This is a genomic window from Vibrio sp. R-1 (assembly GCF_035615595.1).
GTDB lineage: Bacteria > Pseudomonadota > Gammaproteobacteria > Enterobacterales > Vibrionaceae > Vibrio > Vibrio cholerae.
Genome location: NZ_WPDC01000018.1, coordinates 41871 through 58097, shown reverse-complemented (window position 1 = coordinate 58097; position 16227 = coordinate 41871). Strand labels below are relative to the sequence as shown.

17 protein-coding genes and 1 other RNA gene are annotated in these 16227 nt (G+C 49.0%); 10 read left to right on the top strand and 8 right to left on the bottom strand.

Annotated features, from left to right (window positions below; translation table 11 throughout):
* Nucleotides 1-138 precede the first annotated feature (138 nt).
* From serA to GOU96_RS06340, 5 genes are all read right to left on the bottom strand, one after another.
* Nucleotides 139-1368, bottom strand: coding sequence for a phosphoglycerate dehydrogenase (gene serA, locus GOU96_RS06360; RefSeq protein ID WP_001151637.1), 1230 nt, complete (start codon nucleotides 1366-1368; stop codon nucleotides 139-141).
* A gap of 253 nt (nucleotides 1369-1621) precedes the next feature.
* Nucleotides 1622-2278 (bottom strand): ribose-5-phosphate isomerase RpiA, encoded by a 657-nt coding sequence (gene rpiA / locus GOU96_RS06355; protein WP_000189749.1) that lies wholly within the window; start codon nucleotides 2276-2278, stop codon nucleotides 1622-1624.
* Nucleotides 2279-2387: 109 nt separating this feature from the next.
* The gene (locus GOU96_RS06350) at nucleotides 2388-2972 is read right to left on the bottom strand and encodes a 5-formyltetrahydrofolate cyclo-ligase (protein WP_267781510.1); all 585 of its coding nucleotides are present in this window, start codon (nucleotides 2970-2972) and stop codon (nucleotides 2388-2390) included.
* A gap of 3 nt (nucleotides 2973-2975) precedes the next feature.
* Nucleotides 2976-3159, bottom strand: a non-coding RNA gene (gene ssrS, locus GOU96_RS06345) — 6S RNA.
* A gap of 12 nt (nucleotides 3160-3171) precedes the next feature.
* The gene (locus GOU96_RS06340; RefSeq protein ID WP_000070442.1) at nucleotides 3172-3480 is read right to left on the bottom strand and encodes a cell division protein ZapA; all 309 of its coding nucleotides are present in this window, start codon (nucleotides 3478-3480) and stop codon (nucleotides 3172-3174) included.
* A gap of 241 nt (nucleotides 3481-3721) precedes the next feature.
* On the opposite strand from GOU96_RS06340, the gene GOU96_RS06335 reads away from it, so the two are divergent.
* Genes GOU96_RS06335 through GOU96_RS06325 form a run of 3 tightly spaced genes read left to right on the top strand, consistent with a single transcriptional unit; the run spans nucleotide 3722 to nucleotide 6767 of the window.
* The gene (locus tag GOU96_RS06335) at nucleotides 3722-4297 is read left to right on the top strand and encodes a YecA family protein (RefSeq protein WP_000042180.1); all 576 of its coding nucleotides are present in this window, start codon (nucleotides 3722-3724) and stop codon (nucleotides 4295-4297) included.
* 20 nt (nucleotides 4298-4317) lie between these two features.
* Nucleotides 4318-5526 (top strand): 2-octaprenyl-6-methoxyphenyl hydroxylase, encoded by a 1209-nt coding sequence (ubiH, locus tag GOU96_RS06330; protein WP_057554941.1) that lies wholly within the window; start codon nucleotides 4318-4320, stop codon nucleotides 5524-5526.
* 11 nt (nucleotides 5527-5537) lie between these two features.
* Nucleotides 5538-6767, top strand: coding sequence for an FAD-dependent 2-octaprenylphenol hydroxylase (locus GOU96_RS06325; protein ID WP_000983794.1), 1230 nt, complete (start codon nucleotides 5538-5540; stop codon nucleotides 6765-6767).
* A 100-nt stretch (nucleotides 6768-6867) separates the two neighbouring features.
* Here the strand turns inward: GOU96_RS06325 and GOU96_RS06320 are convergent, their stop codons facing one another.
* The gene (locus tag GOU96_RS06320; RefSeq protein WP_001235991.1) at nucleotides 6868-7074 is read right to left on the bottom strand and encodes a DUF1107 domain-containing protein; all 207 of its coding nucleotides are present in this window, start codon (nucleotides 7072-7074) and stop codon (nucleotides 6868-6870) included.
* Nucleotides 7075-7707: 633 nt separating this feature from the next.
* Nucleotides 7708-8679, bottom strand: coding sequence for a tRNA-modifying protein YgfZ (ygfZ, locus tag GOU96_RS06315; RefSeq protein ID WP_095486817.1), 972 nt, complete (start codon nucleotides 8677-8679; stop codon nucleotides 7708-7710).
* 152 nt (nucleotides 8680-8831) lie between these two features.
* Between ygfZ and GOU96_RS06310 the strand changes: the two genes are divergently transcribed.
* Together GOU96_RS06310 and GOU96_RS06305 are read left to right on the top strand one after the other, a co-directional pair.
* Entirely contained in the window at nucleotides 8832-9092 is a 261-nt protein-coding gene (locus GOU96_RS06310; protein ID WP_000287742.1) for a succinate dehydrogenase assembly factor 2, read from the top strand.
* A 49-nt stretch (nucleotides 9093-9141) separates the two neighbouring features.
* Entirely contained in the window at nucleotides 9142-9486 is a 345-nt protein-coding gene (locus GOU96_RS06305; RefSeq protein ID WP_032481254.1) for a hypothetical protein, read from the top strand.
* 24 nt (nucleotides 9487-9510) lie between these two features.
* On the opposite strand, the gene nadB is transcribed toward GOU96_RS06305, so the two are convergent.
* On the bottom strand, nucleotides 9511-11118 hold the full coding sequence (gene nadB, locus GOU96_RS06300; RefSeq protein WP_069648340.1) for an L-aspartate oxidase: 1608 nt from the start codon (nucleotides 11116-11118) through the stop codon (nucleotides 9511-9513).
* Nucleotides 11119-11623: 505 nt separating this feature from the next.
* Between nadB and rpoE the strand changes: the two genes are divergently transcribed.
* The 5 genes from rpoE to lepA all read left to right on the top strand — a co-directional run bounded on the left by rpoE (nucleotide 11624) and on the right by lepA (nucleotide 16183).
* Nucleotides 11624-12196 carry an RNA polymerase sigma factor RpoE gene (gene rpoE / locus GOU96_RS06295; RefSeq protein ID WP_001005346.1) on the top strand — a complete coding sequence of 191 codons (573 nt, stop codon included), beginning with the start codon at nucleotides 11624-11626 and terminating at the stop codon, nucleotides 12194-12196.
* Between the two features lie 31 nt (nucleotides 12197-12227).
* Nucleotides 12228-12848 carry a sigma-E factor negative regulatory protein gene (locus GOU96_RS06290; protein WP_000763839.1) on the top strand — a complete coding sequence of 207 codons (621 nt, stop codon included), beginning with the start codon at nucleotides 12228-12230 and terminating at the stop codon, nucleotides 12846-12848.
* Nucleotides 12845-13810, top strand: coding sequence for a sigma-E factor regulatory protein RseB (gene rseB / locus GOU96_RS06285; RefSeq protein ID WP_175229844.1), 966 nt, complete (start codon nucleotides 12845-12847; stop codon nucleotides 13808-13810). The genes GOU96_RS06290 and rseB overlap by 4 nt, the downstream gene beginning before the upstream one ends.
* Nucleotides 13807-14277 carry a SoxR reducing system RseC family protein gene (locus tag GOU96_RS06280; protein WP_000988006.1) on the top strand — a complete coding sequence of 157 codons (471 nt, stop codon included), beginning with the start codon at nucleotides 13807-13809 and terminating at the stop codon, nucleotides 14275-14277. Before rseB ends, GOU96_RS06280 begins: the two co-directional genes overlap by 4 nt.
* Nucleotides 14278-14389: 112 nt before the next feature.
* Nucleotides 14390-16183: a translation elongation factor 4 gene (lepA, locus tag GOU96_RS06275; protein WP_000680632.1), complete on the top strand. Its 1794-nt coding sequence runs from the start codon at nucleotides 14390-14392 to the stop codon at nucleotides 16181-16183.
* The last annotated feature ends 44 nt before the right edge of the window (nucleotides 16184-16227 follow it).

Genomic DNA, 16227 nt, shown 5'->3' with positions numbered 1-16227 from the left:
GAACTCTCTTACCGCCTACCTGCAACTCCAAGTCGTTTGGGTATAGTCTTTATAATTACAAACAAAGTACAAATAAAAACCAGCTGAAAGGCTGGTTTTTATATTCAGGATGGGTGAGCGATGTAGCCCATCCATCAATCAGTGCAGAATACGGGCGCGAATCGTGCCGTCGATCGCTTTAAGCTTAGTTAACGCTTCTTCAGAGCGAGCCGTTTCCACATCGATGACCACATAGCCGATTTCTGCGGTGGTTTGCAGATATTGAGCCGCGATGTTGATCCCTTCTTCGGCGAAGATGGTGTTAATTTGGGTCAAAATGCCCGGACGGTTGGCGTGAATATGCAGTAAGCGAGAGCAGCTGCGATGCTCTGGCAGTGACACTTCAGGGAAGTTGACACTAGAGAGCGTTGAGCCGTTGTCTGAGTACTTAGCCAGCTTGCCAGCCACTTCAATGCCAATGTTCTCTTGTGCCTCTTGGGTTGATCCCCCCACGTGTGGTGTCAAAATCACGTTATCAAACTTCATCAGTGGCGATTCAAACGGCTCTTTGTTTGATGCCGGTTCTTCTGGGAATACGTCAATCGCTGCCCCTGCAATATGACCAGATTCGAGCGCATTGCACAGAGCCGGGATGTCGACCACAGTACCGCGTGCCGCGTTGATGAAGATAGCGCCCGGTTTCATGCGCGCAAACTCTTCCGCACCCATCATATTTTTAGTGCCAGCGGTTTCCGGAACATGCAGTGAAATGACATCACACTTATTGAGGAGCTCGCTTAAGGTATGCACTTGGGTTGCGTTACCGAGCGAGAGTTTGCTTTCAATGTCATAGAAATACACGTGCATCCCTAAGTTTTCAGCAATGATCCCCAACTGAGTACCGATATGGCCGTAACCAATGATGCCTAAACGCTTGCCGCGCGCTTCATAAGAGTTGTCGGCACTTTTCTTCCAGATCCCACGGTGAGCAAGCGCGTTTTTCTCAGGAATGCCACGCAGTAACAGTAAAATTTCGCCGAGCACCAGTTCCGCCACGCTGCGAGTATTGGAAAATGGTGCGTTAAACACCGGAATACCGCGTTTAGCGGCGGCATTAAGGTCGACTTGGTTAGTTCCAATACAGAAACAGCCAATCGCCACCAGTTTCTCTGCCGCATTGATCACTTTCTCGGTCAGATTGCTGCGTGAGCGGATCCCGACAAAATGCACATCTTTGATAGCTTCAATCAGCTCAGCTTCTTCCAGCGAGCCTTTATGGTATTCGATATTGCTGTAACCGGCCGCTTGCAAAACTTCCACCGAAGAGGGGTGAAGTCCTTCAAGAAGGAGGATCTTAATTCTGTCTTTTTCCAGTGAAACTTTGGCCATTTTATCGTCCTTAAAACTATGGGAAGGTGGGCTAACAGGCGCTTGGGTTCGAATGGTTCGAATTTTGGTCGTAATTTAGAAAAGCAAACGTTTTCCTTGTGCGCCTTCTGCTCACTAAATTAACAAACTTTTTTTGCTTTGGGTAAGAAAATTACGGAATAAGGCATAATTTTCTTAGAGAAAAGGATAAAAAACGGCACCCAGCGGTGCCGTTTGTAAGCAAATAACGGAATATGGGGAGAAATGCCCGATATTACTCTTCGATTTTTGCACCTTGTGGTGTGCCAGTGATGACCACATCAGCCCCTCGATGAGCAAAGAGACCCACGGTCACAACCCCTGCGATGCCGTTGATCTTGCTTTCGAGATCTTTGGGATGGGTGATCTTCATGTTGTAGACATCCAGAATAACGTTACCGTTATCGGTGATCACACCTTCACGATACACAGGATCGCCACCGAGTTTTACCAGTTCGCGCGCGACATAAGAGCGCGCCATTGGGATCACTTCAACAGGCAGAGGGAAGTTGCCTAGAACATCGACCGCTTTAGTGCCATCGACAATACACACAAATTTCTTAGCAATCGCAGCGACGATCTTTTCACGCGTCAGCGCTGCACCGCCACCTTTGATCATGTCGCGTTCTGGGTTGATCTCATCAGCACCATCGACATAGATGTCCAGCTCCGATACATCGTTACAGTCATAAACACGGATGCCGAGCGCTTCCAGTTTCGCAGTAGAAGCAATTGAGCTCGAAACCGCGCCTTTGATTTCGTCTTTGATAGTGCCTAAAGCATCGATGAAGTGATTAACGGTTGAGCCCGTACCAACACCGACAATGCTGCCTTTTTCTACGTATTTCAGAGCAGCCCAACCGGCGGCTTTTTTCATTTCATCTTGAGTCATGCCTATCTCCTGAGTATCGATTTGCGGGTATGTTGCGCGGCGCGATTATAACCCCAAACCGGAAGCAGAAGTAATCACTTAGGCTGAGCTAAACTGGGCAATTATTCGACTACCACTGCCAAACCTTGCTGGGGGTCACGATTTTTCGTAACGGAATATCCCAGCTTGCAGTGGGCAGTTGCTCGACTTGCTGGCAATCGTGCGCAAGGCCAATCGGCATCGCGCCTTGCTGCGTTTTAAACCAAGGTGCGAGAGTGCGATCGTAATAGCCGCCACCCATTCCCAAACGTTGGCCTGATTGATCAAACGCCACCAAAGGAGTACCGATAATATCGAGCTCTCGAACCGGGCAGATCAAACGTTGGTCGAGTTTAGGCTCTGCGATCCCATAGCGATTTTTGTTCATTGGTGTGTGTGCTTGGTAGTGCAGAAACAGCAAGTGACCTTTTGCGAAAGGGTGCAAAACAGGGAGATACACTTGTTTACCTTGCTGCCAAAGCCATTCGATCAGTTGTTGGGTATTGAGCTCACCATCATTGGCAAGATACAGGGCAATACGCTGCGCGGCAGTCACTTCCGGTAAGCTGGAAAAGGTATGGATAAGTTGTTGGCTGGCCGTCTGTTGTTCAAACGCTGAGAGTGATTGTCGACGCTGACGAATTTGCAGGCGTAGGTGTGTACGAGAATCTGTCATAGAGGGAACCCCGGGATGCCGTTGAGGATCGTAGCCCTTGAACCATCAGGTTCAAGGCGGATCAGTAATGGTAACCGCAGGCTTCTCGGTACAAGCCGAGCTTGCTCAATAGCTACCCAATACCAACCCTGTTATGTTGCTTATCGGCTCAGGGACATAAATCCGCTGACGAACACCCCAGGGTAAATCAATGCTGTGTTTATTGCTTTCCTGGCTTCACATTTTTCAATGCAGCTTCTAATGAAGCGGCGAGCTGTTCCATGCGCTCGCTAAGTTGTGACTGAGTGCCCGCATTTTCTTGCTGTTTCGTTTGTAACTCGTAACAGATGTTGAGTGCGGCAATCGTCAACAGTTTCACCTCATTGGTGACTTTAGTTCGCTCTGCCATTTCTTTCAAACGATTATCGAGATCTTGCGCAGCTTGAAGCAAAGACGCTTCTTGACCTGCTGGGCAGTTTACCCGGGTCACTTTGCCCAAAATTTCAATGTCAACCGCTTGATTACTCATGATTAATGAACTCTTTTAGCATAACTAAAGATGAGTCAGCTCAGGTGACCATCGAGGTGGAACTATAGGTAAACCCAAAACAAGATTCAAGCCTTTCCCGTCGCAACCCGAGAAATGGACGTTTGAAAACTCACGATTTGGACAATTTGTGCAAAAGCTAAGCACCAACTGCAGGCGAGCGTTTTCGCTCTGGCAATGAAGTGGTAGGATTGGGCTACCTTTCTCGGTTAGTGAATCCAATATGAGCAAAAATAGACTTCCTGCTTACCCAGCTTTAGCCAATGAGCTGCGTAGCGCTTCTCTCGGTATTAATCCTGCCGAGCTACAAGGGTTACTGACGGGGATGTTGTCCGGCGGTTTAAGCCTCAATGATAAAAGCTGGCAACCCTTGGTTTTCGATTACACCAACGATGGCATGGGCTGGCCAATTGGTGCATTAGCCAGCGCAGAGCAGATTCTGCTGGCAATGAGTGCGCAGTTGGTGGATACCGATTTTGAGCTTTCATTACTCCTACCTGAAGGCGAGGGCGAGGAAGCCTTGTTTGAGCTCGCGGATGCGGTTGCGGAATGGATTAACCACTTTATTTCTGGATTAGGTTTGAGTGGCGCCAATCTGAAGCACGCTTCTGTTGAAGCGAAAGAAGCATTAGAGGATCTGGAAGAGATGTCGAAATTAGGCATCGATGAAGAGGATGACTTAGCCGAGCAAGCAGAATTATTGGAACAAGTGATCGAACATATCAAAGCCTGTGTATTGGTATTACATGCGGAATTTGGTGTCAAACCAGAGCAAGACACTAAGCCCACAGTTCACTAAGTCAACAGAAAGGAAGCGCAATGACGGACAGCCAGCAGCCCAATATCAGTAAGCCTATCAGTTTTGATGTGATCATTGCGGGTTGCGCGATGGCGGGCGCAACATTAGCGCTCGCGTTGCAGCACCTCAGCCAAGGTAAGCTGAAGGTCGCCGTGATAGAGGCGTTCGCAACCGATCATTCTGCGCATCCCGGTTTTGATGCGCGCAGCATTGCGCTCTCCTACGGTACGGTACAAATCCTGCAGGAGTTACAACTTTGGCCGAGCCTACAGCCTTTTGCGACTCCGATTAAACATATTCATGTCTCGGATCAGTCTCATGCAGGGATGACGGATATTCATTGTGAGACGCTTGGGGTTAGTGCTCTAGGTTATGTGGTTGAACTGGCGGATGTGGGGCGCGTTTACGCCGAGCGCATGGCGCAGTGTTCTGCCATCCAGCAATTTGTACCAAGCCGAGTGGTGAATATTACCCGTGAACAAGAGTCGGTCACGGTCCAACTCGACACTAAAGAGACCTTGCAAGGTAAGCTGCTTGTGGCGGCAGATGGTGCGCTGTCGACGTGTTGCCAAGCGCTGGGCCTTGCGATGCAGGAGCACGATTTTGAACAAGTCGCGCTGATCGCCAATATCACCAGCGCGCAACCTCATGCAGGGCGAGCTTTTGAGCGTTTTACACCGCATGGCCCCGTTGCCTTGCTACCCATGAGCCAAGATCGCTTGTCTTTAGTTTGGTGTCTGCCACCAGAGCAAGTTGCGCACTGGCTGCATTGCAGCGAAGCTGAGTTCTTACAAGGCTTACAACAAGCCTTTGGTTGGCGGCTTGGCGCCTTGACCCATGCAGGTGAGAGAAGTGTTTATCCGCTGGTTTTGCGCTATCGTGAGCAAACGGTCTCTCACCGTTTTGCTATGGTGGGCAATGCGGCGCAAACCTTACACCCGATTGCAGGACAAGGTTTTAACCTTGGTATTCGTGATGTGGCGACTTTAGCCGAAGAGATTACGCGCAGCGACGATGCGGGTGAGTACGCGCTACTGCAGCGTTATTTTCAGCGTCGCCAAGCCGATCGCACGGCAACCATCAGCCTGACTACAGGATTAGTACACACTTTCTCGAATGACTGGTTAGCGATGCGAATGGGGCGTAACCTTGGTCTAATGGCGATGGATAATTTGCCGTTATTGAAAGCTCCGTTATTGCGCCGCACTCTCGGCATAGTGAACCGTTAATAGGTAAAAGAATGATGCAAAGCGTTGATGTTGTAATTATCGGTGGCGGTATGGTCGGCCTAGCGTTAGCGGCGGCTCTGAAAGAGAGTGACCTACGCATTGCTGTGGTTGAGAACCAATTACCGGAAGAGGCGCTAAACCCGCTGCCGGATGTGCGCGTTTCTGCCTTGAGTCGCTCAAGTGAGATTGTGCTGCGTAATCTTAATGCTTGGGCGGGCATTGAAGCGCGCCGCGCTGCGCCCTACATCGCGATGGAAGTGTGGGAGCAAGATAGTTTTGCGCGGATTGAATTTAAAGCCAATGAGATGACGCAGCCTAATCTGGGACACATTGTTGAAAACCGAGTCATTCAGTTGGCGCTGTTAGAGCAAGTTCAGCAGCAAGCCAATGTGACACTGCATGTGCCTGCGACCTGTCAGAGCATCGCCGTGGGTGAAAGCGAAGCATGGCTAACCTTGAGCAATGGCCAAGCCTTGAGCGCAAAATTGGTCGTAGGGGCTGATGGTGCGAACTCGTGGCTGCGTCGACAAATGGATATTCCTTTGACTCATTGGGATTATGGACACAGTGCCTTGGTGGCCAATGTGCGCACCAGTGATCCGCACAATAAAGTCGCGCGGCAGATTTTTACTGCCCAAGGACCGTTAGCCTTTCTCCCCATGTCAGAGCCGCATATGAGTTCTATCGTGTGGTCGACAGAGCCTTCACGCGCTGAGGCTTTGCTCAATATGAGTGATGCGCAGTTTAACAAAGCGCTGACCGCAGAATTCGATGCACGATTAGGCCGCTGTGAAGTAGTGGGCGAGCGGCAGGCTTTCCCACTTAAGATGCGTTATGCCCGTGATTTTGTTGCGCCTCGGGTTGCGCTCGTCGGGGATGCCGCGCACACCATTCATCCGCTGGCTGGGCAGGGAGTGAACTTAGGTTTACTGGATGCTGCCTGTTTGGCACAAGAGCTGCTGAGCTTATGGCAGCAAAATCGCGACATTGGTGATGAGCGTAATTTGCGCCATTATGAGCGCTGGCGGAAAGCGGAAGCTGCCAAAATGATTGCGGCGATGCAAGGTTTCCGCGATCTGTTTGAGGGGGATAACCCTGCTAAGAAACTGATCCGTGGGATCGGCATGCGTCTGGTTGGTCAATTGCCGGGTGCCAAAGATGAAATCATGAAACGCGCACTAGGCCTGAAGGGCGATCTGCCTGAGCTGGCGAAGCAGGTTTGGTTAGAGCGTGCCTACTGATTGAATAAAAAGTTGATCAAATAAAAAGGGTTGGCACTGCCAACCCTTTTTACATTAAATCGCTTTATATTAAATCGAATGCTATTGAGTGTTTGCTTGTTTATGCATAAGCGCAACGCAGCTTCATGATCTCTTGATTGACTTCTTTTACGGTCTGATAGTGGCGCTGCTCCGCTTTCTCTGGCAGCTTTAACTTACCATTATCGAACTCGAATTTACCGACGCCAAAGATATAAATCCTACCTTTAAACAGACGGCTCACGTGTTTAGCAATCATACCTGGTGTATAGCGCTTAAACAGTCTCATACTTCGATCCTTGCGTTGTTCTGGCACTGCTTAGTATAGAAAAACCTAAACAAAAATAGTGTGATAGGTTTGGTGGAATAAGCAGTACTTACTGATTATTTGGAATATCTGTGCAGAATGAATCAAAACTGCAGTCAAATATCCAGAATCATGTGACCAAATTTACAAATTCTTCTGATGTTCTCAGCGGTAACTGATGAACAGCCCGTATTAAGCCAGCCTCTTATGACACTTTAAAGAATAGTCGTAAAAATTCTGAACAGGCAAGTTGATTGTAAAATAATTGTAAAAAAATGCCCGCATTTGGGCGGGCGAATAGTCACAGATGCATTACACAAAAAGTGGATAACTCGAATGCTCAGTTAATTCACTTTCTGTTGACGAGAGAGTGAGCAAACTTGGGTGCTCATTGCTCTCCTCAACGGTTTATAGCCTAGAGGATTGTTTTGGTTTTGACTATTTATGTTTTAAATTTAACTTTAAATTCATAAATAAGTATTGGTTTGTTTGAAGAAACTCGCGCGAAGATGCAACGAACAATAGTGTGTTGCAGCGAAGCTGAGAAGGGAGCCTGATGAGGGAGAGTTTGAGCTGCCGATTCAGGCAGCTCAAGTCGGTTTCGATGAATGACCGCTATTCTTCACTGAGTGAATAGGGTAGCGGTTGGATATGCCAACGGGTGTCTGGTTGAGCAGCTAGACGCAGCTCGACATCGTGCTCAAGATCGTTGGGCAGGACGATCAAACCGATCGCTATTGAATCGGTAAAACGATAATAAGTCAGTAGTGCGCCCGCGCTACGCCAGTTTTCTCCGACAGCGCGTTCAAGAACCACTGGCTCATCTTGGCTCAGTGGCGCACTCAGATTACCTTTGACTATGTACATGGCGCGCTTATTGATGCCGCGATACTTGGCGCGTGCCACAGTCTCTTGCCCTGTGTAACAACCTTTAGTAAAACTGATACCGTCAACGGCTTGCACATTGAGTGCTTGCGGAATGTGTTCATTTTGAGCCGTTTGGGTAACGACAGGCACGGCCTCTTCAATATCCATGCGTGTCCAGAGCGATTGCTCGACATGCAGTCCTTGCCAAGCATTGACGTATTGCTCCGCCTGTTCGGCATTCACCAACAGCAGCCAGCGCTGTGGACTCATACGCACGGCTGTACCGCCTGCGATACGGCGTACATCGCCAGTCGTTTCACTCACAGTATCAATCCAAGCGTCGGCTTGACTACCCATCACACCTAGAGCGATATCGCTGCTTTCGGCAATCGTCACTTTAGAGAAGATGGCGTATTTCTTCAGCTCGCGCAGTTCGACTTCCATCGCCGATTGCGGTTGAAACATTGCGTAGCCATCGTGATGATGAAACAAGCGAAATACCGACCATACCTTACCTTTGGCATCACAGTGTGCACCAAAGGTGACTTGCTGCTCTTGCAAAGAAACCACATTGCAGGTGACTTGGCCTTGCAGATACGCTTTTTTATCGGCACCGACCAGCGTGATGGCTCCCCATCCAGTGAGATGCGTGAGCATCAGTTCAGGGAGAGGATCGTGAGAAGAAAGATTGAGTACTGAAAAACGATTTTGCCAGTCCATGTTGTTCACCACTGAGGAAAAAAGTCTCGCTATGTTAATCTGGATCAACTTTTTTGTCAGCTTGAACAGGGACTGTGACTGAGTTACTAGTTGTCTGCCGGCACCCTTGTTACACTCCGAATCAAACAAAAACCATAAGGTGAGGAATACTGATGTACACCGCTGAACAAAAAGCGCGAATCAAATGGGCATGCCGTCGTGGTATGTTGGAGCTTGATGTGGTCATCATGCCATTTTTCGAAGAGTGTTTTGATTCACTGACTGAGTCTGAGCAGGACGACTTTGTGGCTTTACTGGAAAGTGACGACCCTGATCTGTTTGCTTGGGTGATGGGACATGGCCGCTGTGAGAATTTAGGCCTTGCTGCGATGGTGGATAAGATTGTCGCTCATAACCTCAGCAAAGTCCGTTAAGCTTCTGTTTATCCCTTCCTTTTACGCTCAGATCATCGCGCTGCTGATTATGCTGTTGATGCTCTGGGCGTTATTCGTTTCTTCTATTCCCTTGGTGTTGGTGCCCTATTTTGCCGCTTGGATCTGGCGTGGTCATCTCCACAGTCAATGGATGCCGGCGAGTTTGGTCGGCAATGTGGAACTCACCTTTGCTGGCGTATTCGAGCAAGAGGGGCGGCGTGAAACCTTTCATTCGGTACATACGCTTTATGCTCCGCTGTTTATCTGCTTACAAGGGCAGGGCAAGCGTTGGTTTATCTGGCGTGATAGCTGTGATGAAGCCACCTATCGGCAATTGTTAGTGCGATTAAAACGGGAGCTCAATGGCTCCCGTGATCATGCGCAGATCTCTTGATTGCTGTTTCAAGCGGAGAGAGCGTTATTTTTCCGGCACAAGAATCGTTGGGCCACTCTCTGCCAGTTGATCTGGATAGTCCAACGTGTAGTGTAAGCCACGACTTTCTCTGCGTTGCATCGCGCAACGCACCATCAATTCAGCGACTTGCAGTAAGTTACGCATCTCAAGGAGGTTGTTTGACACACGGAAGTTGCTGTAATACTCGTGGGTTTCCTGTTGCAGTAGCTGGATGCGGCGCATTGCTCGTTCCAAACGCTTGTTGGTGCGCACGATTCCCATGTAGTCCCACATAAAGAGGCGCAGTTCGTGCCAGTTATGCTGCAAAACCACTTCCTCATCAGAACAGGTGACTTGGCTTTCATCCCAAGCTGGGAGTGACTCTGGCATGCTTGCGTTGGGCAACTGAGCAATGATGTCTTGTGACGCTGACCATGCGTATACCACGCATTCTAGAAGAGAGTTGGAGGCCATACGGTTTGCGCCGTGTAAGCCGGTGTAGCTCACTTCGCCAATCGCATACAACTGCTTAAGATCCGTTTGACCTTGCGGATTTACCATCACGCCACCACACGTATAGTGCGCCGCAGGAACGATGGGGATCGGTTCTTTGGTCATATCAATGCCCAAATCCATCAAGCGTGAGTAAATGGTGGGGAAGTGTTTTTCGATAAAGTCAGCAGGCTTATGGCTGATGTCGAGATACATACAGTCCGCACCTAAACGCTTCATTTCAAAGTCGATCGCACGTGCCACGATATCACGCGGAGCCAGTTCAGCTCGCTCATCGAAATCCGGCATAAAGCGGCTGCCATCTGGGCGGCGCAAATAAGCGCCTTCACCACGCAGCGCTTCGGTAAGTAGGAAGTTACGTGCTTCTGGATGGTATAAACAGGTTGGGTGGAACTGGTTGAACTCTAGGTTGGCCACACGGCAGCCCGCACGCCACGCCATGGCAATCCCATCACCAGAAGAAACATCAGGGTTAGAGGTGTACTGATACACCTTAGATGCCCCGCCAGTCGCCAACACCACAAATTTGGCGCGAATCGTTTCTACGTGTTCCGCATTACGATTCCATACATAGGCGCCAACGACTTTGTTGGCATCACCGCCGATTTTATCTTCAGTGATCAAATCCAGCGCATTGTGTCTTTCAAGTACCGTAATGTTGGGATGGTTGTGGGCGTTATCTTGCAAGGACGTCTGCATCGCCATCCCTGTGGCATCAGCAGCATGCAAAATACGGCGATGGCTGTGACCGCCTTCGCGGGTCAAGTGGTAGCGTGGGTGGTCGTTATCGCTATCCTCTTCTTTGTCAAAAGGTACACCGCCATCAATCAGCCACTGCACGCACTCTTTGGCATGCTCGGCAATAAAGCGCACGGTTTGTTCATCACAAATCCCAGCACCTGCAATTAAGGTGTCCTGCACATGCGATTCAATACTGTCCGATTCATCAAAGACTGCTGCAATACCGCCTTGTGCATAAAAAGTCGCGCCTTCACTGCGCGGCCCTTTGCTTAATACAATCACTTTTCCGTATTGAGCGACCTGTAAAGCAAGCGATAAGCCTGCTGCGCCACTTCCTATGACTAATACATCACATTGATGCTCTCGGTCTGCATTCATAAAATTGCCAATTCCCAAACTGTAGCGAGTCATCCAACTCGACATTTCTTTAAATTCCTCAAAGAGTTGTTTTCTTTAGAGGAAAAAAACACCGCATCGATTGAGCAGACATGCCACTGTGCACAATCAAGTGGCAAGAAATTATCGAAAAATTCGGATCGTTGATACGGTGTAAGTCCTGCTATTATCATCGCGCTAAATGCAATAGTTTGTAAATCTTATTGTCATGTTAGCGGTTGCACTCTATTAATCCGCTGCATTCACCACTATATAAAGAGTGAAGCGCACGTGATGTATGGGGAATACCTATCTACGCGAGAGGCAACGGGTGAAAATGCTGCCTTGATAAGGTTTTGAGTAAAATATTTCACCCAATAATGAACTTTCTCGATAATGCCGAGTCTCTAAAGGTGCTCATGCAAGTAGTGGTGTCAATATTACAATTCGCATAATGAGTACCCATATCTGAGAAGGTAGGGGAATAACAATAGGAGTGACCGCTCGAATGAACGAGCAACTGACCGATCAAGTGTTGATTGAGCGAGTTCAGAATGGGGATAAGCAAGCATTTAACCTTTTGGTTTTGAGATATCAAAATAAAGTGTGCAACCTTATTTCCCGGTATGTAAGCAATTCCGGTGATGTGGCTGATGTAGCGCAGGAAGCGTTTATTAAAGCGTATCGAGCCATTCCAACCTTTCGTGGCGAGAGTGCGTTTTACACTTGGTTGTACCGTATTGCTGTTAATACCGCGAAAAATCACATTGTTGCGCAAAGCCGACGCCCACCCGCAAGTGATGTTGATGCTGAAGAAGCTGAATTCTATGAAGGTGGTGACGCATTAAAAGAATTATCGAACCCGGAGAACATTACGTTGTCCAAAGAGTTGAAGAAGACTGTGTTCGATGCAATTGATGCGTTACCGGATGATTTAAAAACGGCAATGACGTTGCGCGAGCTTGATGGCTTGAGTTACGAGGAAATTGCGGAAGTGATGGATTGCCCTGTTGGTACAGTGCGTTCACGAATTTTCCGCGCTCGTGAGGCGGTAGAGAAGAAAATCAAACCTCTTCTGTAACGCAAATTCCGTAATGACTATGGTGAATAGAATGGCTGACAAAGAAAAACTTTCAGCACTCATGGATGGCGAGATGATCGACAATGAGCTGATTTTAGAATTGGCTCAGGATCAAGATGCACGTGACACGTGGAAAAACTATCATCTGATCGGTGATGTACTCCGTGGAGAGGCACCGATTCACAAAGAATGGAATATCGCTGAAAGTGTCGCCTTGGCGCTGGAAAATGAGCCTGCGCACAATCCGCTACACCACTCAACGAACGTGATTGACTTGCAACAGGCAAGACTGGAAGCGCAGCCTAAACCGCAACAGGCTAAACGTCAGTTGCCTGCTTGGTTGTCTCAGTTTGGTCAAGTCGGTATCGCCGCTTGTGTCTCGTTGGCGGTTATTTTCGGCGTACAACAGTATGGCGGACAAAGCTCAGGCGTGGAAAATGAACTGCCTGTGCTGCAAACCATTCCTCTTGCTGGAAGCGCTGAGCCAGTGAGTTTGACTCGTGATTCGGTGGAAAAGCATGCGCCAGACAGCAGCATGCAAGAGCAACGTCGCCGCGTAAACGCCTTGCTGCAGGACTACGAACTGCAATTACGCCTAAACAGTGAGAATAGTGCTTCTCACCAACACCCAGTTGAATCGGTTGTGGAATGAAGAAACTTTTGATCAGTGCGCTGACACTGTTCTGTGTAAATTCAACTACCGCCTTTGCAGAGGAAGAGTCTGCAGAGGCGTTGTTGTATCAGATGAATGAAGCCAGCCAACATCTCAATTACGAACTATCATACATCTTGGTTAAGAAAAACAGCATTGAGCCCTTGTTGTATCGTCATGCACGGCAAGATGATCAACAACTGGCGCATTTGGTGTACTTGAGCGGCCCCGTGCGTGAAGTGATCCGCCGGGGTGATGAAGTGAGTTACATCGAGCCGGGTGTCGAGCCTTTTACGATTGAATCGGGCAATATGGTGGCTCCAACCATCCCCATGTTGAACACGGATGTGGCGGAGTTGAGCCGCTACTATGACTTCGTGAAAGTCGGACGCGCCCGAGAAGCAGGGGCGGCGTGCCAAGTACTGCGCGTGGTCCCGAAAGATGGTTTACGTTACTCGTATGTTGTCTGGGTCGATGAAAAAAGTCATTTGCCTTTAAGGGCGGATTTGCTGGATCGCGATGGCGAAGTGCTTGAGCAGTATCGCACTATTTCATTTTCGGTCAGCGAGCGTTTGGCCGAAATCATGGCAGGGCTAAACAAGGTGCAACTGCCTGAAGTCCTTAAGTTGCCAAAAGGCAGTGTGCAAGAGACCTTCTGGCAAGTCACTTGGGTTCCTGATGGTTTTCAAGCTATGGAGCTGAATCGTTATCGTATGGCAATGACAGAGCGTTTGGTTGAAAGCCAGATGTATTCGGACGGCCTGTTTAATTTCTCAGTGTATGTCTCTGCCAGTGATAACTACTCACTCAAAGGTCAATTGGTTCGACAAGGCCGCCGCACGCTGCACAGCTTAGTCAAAGGCGAGAATGAAATTTCGGTAGTGGGCGATATTCCTCCTGCGACTGCGCAACGTATCGCTCAATCGGTGATGTTTGGTGTCGGTGGAGTGAAAGCGCAATGATGACGGCATTGGCTACGGTGACCAAAGTGGTACCCGCTCAACAAGGATTTCAAGTGACGCTGAGTTGTGAACAGCAAACCAGTTGCAGCAGTTGCCAATCCTCGAAAAGCTGCGGTACGGGCATCGTCTCTAAAGCGTTCGGTAACAAAACCCTATTCTGGCGTTTACAAACCACACAAGCCCTAGAAGCGGGTGAGGTGGTCGAGATTGGTTTGCCGGAAAAGAGCGTGCTGCAGTCGGCGGCGCTCGTCTATTTATTACCGCTGTTTTTCATGATGCTGGGTGCATGGCTTGGCGATCAATGGCTGGCCCCTATGTTGGGTTTTGGAGAGGGGATAGTGATCCTTACTGCAGTGCTCTTTATTGCGCTCGGTGTATGGGTTGCCAAACATTATGCGAAAGTGCTGGAGCTACGCTCTCAGCAGCAAGTGGTTTTGTTACGAAAACTGGGTATCCCGGTTGCCTAAATTATGATGCGAACCCCAACGAAATTGGGTAGAATCGCCCAACTTGAATGAATAGCCGCCAACGCGGCTTTTCTATGTCCTTATTATTTAAGAGTTTAGTCATCCCAAACCTATGAAGCACATTCGTAACTTTTCGATTATCGCCCACATTGACCATGGTAAATCGACTCTATCTGACCGTTTAATCCAAGTCTGTGGCGGCTTGAGCGATCGTGAAATGGCCGAGCAAGTTCTTGACTCTATGGATCTGGAACGTGAGCGTGGCATCACCATTAAAGCGCAGAGTGTGACTCTCGACTATACAGCGAAAGATGGCCAAACCTATCAACTGAACTTTATCGATACCCCAGGACACGTTGACTTCGCGTACGAAGTATCACGTTCATTGGCGGCGTGTGAAGGCGCACTGTTGGTGGTGGATGCGGGGCAAGGCGTAGAAGCGCAAACCCTAGCAAACTGCTATACCGCGATCGAAATGGATCTGGAAGTCGTGCCCATTCTGAACAAGATTGACCTGCCGGCGGCAGAGCCTGAGCGTGTGGCGGAAGAGATTGAAGACATCGTCGGTATCGATGCGATTGATGCTGTGCGTTGCTCGGCGAAAACCGGTGTGGGCGTGGATGAAGTTCTCGAGAAAATCGTTTCTGCCATCCCAGCGCCACAAGGCGATCCTGATGCACCGTTGCAAGCGCTGATCATCGACTCATGGTTTGATAACTACTTAGGTGTGGTTTCTCTGGTTCGTATTAAAAACGGTAGCCTGAAGAAAAACGACAAGATCAAAGTGATGAGCACCGGCCAAACTTGGGGTGTGGATCGCTTAGGTATTTTCACACCAAAACAAGTGGATACCGATTCACTGGACACTGGCGAAGTAGGCTGGGTAGTGTGTGGTATCAAAGACATCATGGGCGCACCGGTGGGGGATACCCTGACCTTAGCGAAGAACGGTTGTGAAAAAGCGCTGCCGGGCTTTAAAAAGGTGAAACCTCAAGTGTATGCGGGCTTGTTCCCAGTCTCATCTGATGACTATGACAACTTCCGTGATGCACTGGGTAAACTGAGCCTTAATGACGCGTCGCTGTTTTATGAGCCAGAAACGTCGGCAGCGCTCGGCTTTGGTTTCCGTTGTGGCTTCCTTGGTATGCTGCACATGGAGATCATCCAAGAGCGTTTAGAGCGCGAATACGATCTCGACCTCATCACCACGGCACCAACCGTAGTGTATGAAGTGCTCAAGACCAACAAAGAGATCGTCTACGTTGATAGCCCAGCTAAACTGCCAGCCATCAACGATATCGAAGAGATCCGCGAGCCTATCGCGCGTTGTAATATTCTGGTTCCGGCGGATTACCTGGGTAACGTGATCACTCTGTGTATCGAGAAACGAGGTACTCAGGTGGACATGGTTTACCACGGTAACCAAGTGGCGCTGACTTACGACATCCCGATGGCCGAAGTGGTTCTGGATTTCTTTGACCGCTTGAAATCGACTTCTCGTGGCTACGCGTCACTGGATTACGGTTTCCAACGTTTTGAAATGTCGCACATGGTGCGTGTGGATGTACTGCTCAACGGCGACAAAGTGGACGCCTTAGCCATCATTACCCACCGCGACAACTCGCAAACCCGCGGTCGTCAATTGGTTGAGAAGATGAAAGAGTTCATTCCTCGCCAGATGTTCGATATCGCGATCCAAGCGGCAATCGGTAACCACATCATCGCGCGCTCTACCGTGAAGCAGTTACGTAAAAACGTACTGGCGAAATGTTACGGTGGTGACGTGAGCCGTAAGAAGAAACTGCTGAAGAAGCAGAAAGAAGGTAAGAAACGGATGAAGCAGATCGGTAACGTTGAGCTGCCACAAGAAGCGTTCCTTGCCATTCTGCATGTCGGCAAAGACTAATTTCTTTGCTGGCTTCAGACTTATTGGTTTAACACATGAGTGAA

Coding starts and splice junctions, on each gene's coding strand:
- GOU96_RS06350 (WP_267781510.1), bottom strand. CDS start 2,972: ATGACAGATTCTCGTACACACCTACGCCTGCAAATTCGTCAGCGTCGA.
- rseB (WP_175229844.1), top strand. CDS start 12,845: ATGAAGAAACTTTTGATCAGTGCGCTGACACTGTTCTGTGTAAATTCA.
- GOU96_RS06320 (WP_001235991.1), bottom strand. CDS start 7,074: ATGAGACTGTTTAAGCGCTATACACCAGGTATGATTGCTAAACACGTG.
- GOU96_RS06325 (WP_000983794.1), top strand. CDS start 5,538: ATGATGCAAAGCGTTGATGTTGTAATTATCGGTGGCGGTATGGTCGGC.
- serA (WP_001151637.1), bottom strand. CDS start 1,368: ATGGCCAAAGTTTCACTGGAAAAAGACAGAATTAAGATCCTCCTTCTT.
- GOU96_RS06310 (WP_000287742.1), top strand. CDS start 8,832: ATGTACACCGCTGAACAAAAAGCGCGAATCAAATGGGCATGCCGTCGT.
- GOU96_RS06335 (WP_000042180.1), top strand. CDS start 3,722: ATGAGCAAAAATAGACTTCCTGCTTACCCAGCTTTAGCCAATGAGCTG.
- GOU96_RS06280 (WP_000988006.1), top strand. CDS start 13,807: ATGATGACGGCATTGGCTACGGTGACCAAAGTGGTACCCGCTCAACAA.
- nadB (WP_069648340.1), bottom strand. CDS start 11,118: ATGAATGCAGACCGAGAGCATCAATGTGATGTATTAGTCATAGGAAGT.
- GOU96_RS06305 (WP_032481254.1), top strand. CDS start 9,142: ATGCTGTTGATGCTCTGGGCGTTATTCGTTTCTTCTATTCCCTTGGTG.
- lepA (WP_000680632.1), top strand. CDS start 14,390: ATGAAGCACATTCGTAACTTTTCGATTATCGCCCACATTGACCATGGT.
- GOU96_RS06340 (WP_000070442.1), bottom strand. CDS start 3,480: ATGAGTAATCAAGCGGTTGACATTGAAATTTTGGGCAAAGTGACCCGG.
- ygfZ (WP_095486817.1), bottom strand. CDS start 8,679: ATGGACTGGCAAAATCGTTTTTCAGTACTCAATCTTTCTTCTCACGAT.
- rpiA (WP_000189749.1), bottom strand. CDS start 2,278: ATGACTCAAGATGAAATGAAAAAAGCCGCCGGTTGGGCTGCTCTGAAA.
- ubiH (WP_057554941.1), top strand. CDS start 4,318: ATGACGGACAGCCAGCAGCCCAATATCAGTAAGCCTATCAGTTTTGAT.
- GOU96_RS06290 (WP_000763839.1), top strand. CDS start 12,228: ATGGCTGACAAAGAAAAACTTTCAGCACTCATGGATGGCGAGATGATC.
- rpoE (WP_001005346.1), top strand. CDS start 11,624: ATGAACGAGCAACTGACCGATCAAGTGTTGATTGAGCGAGTTCAGAAT.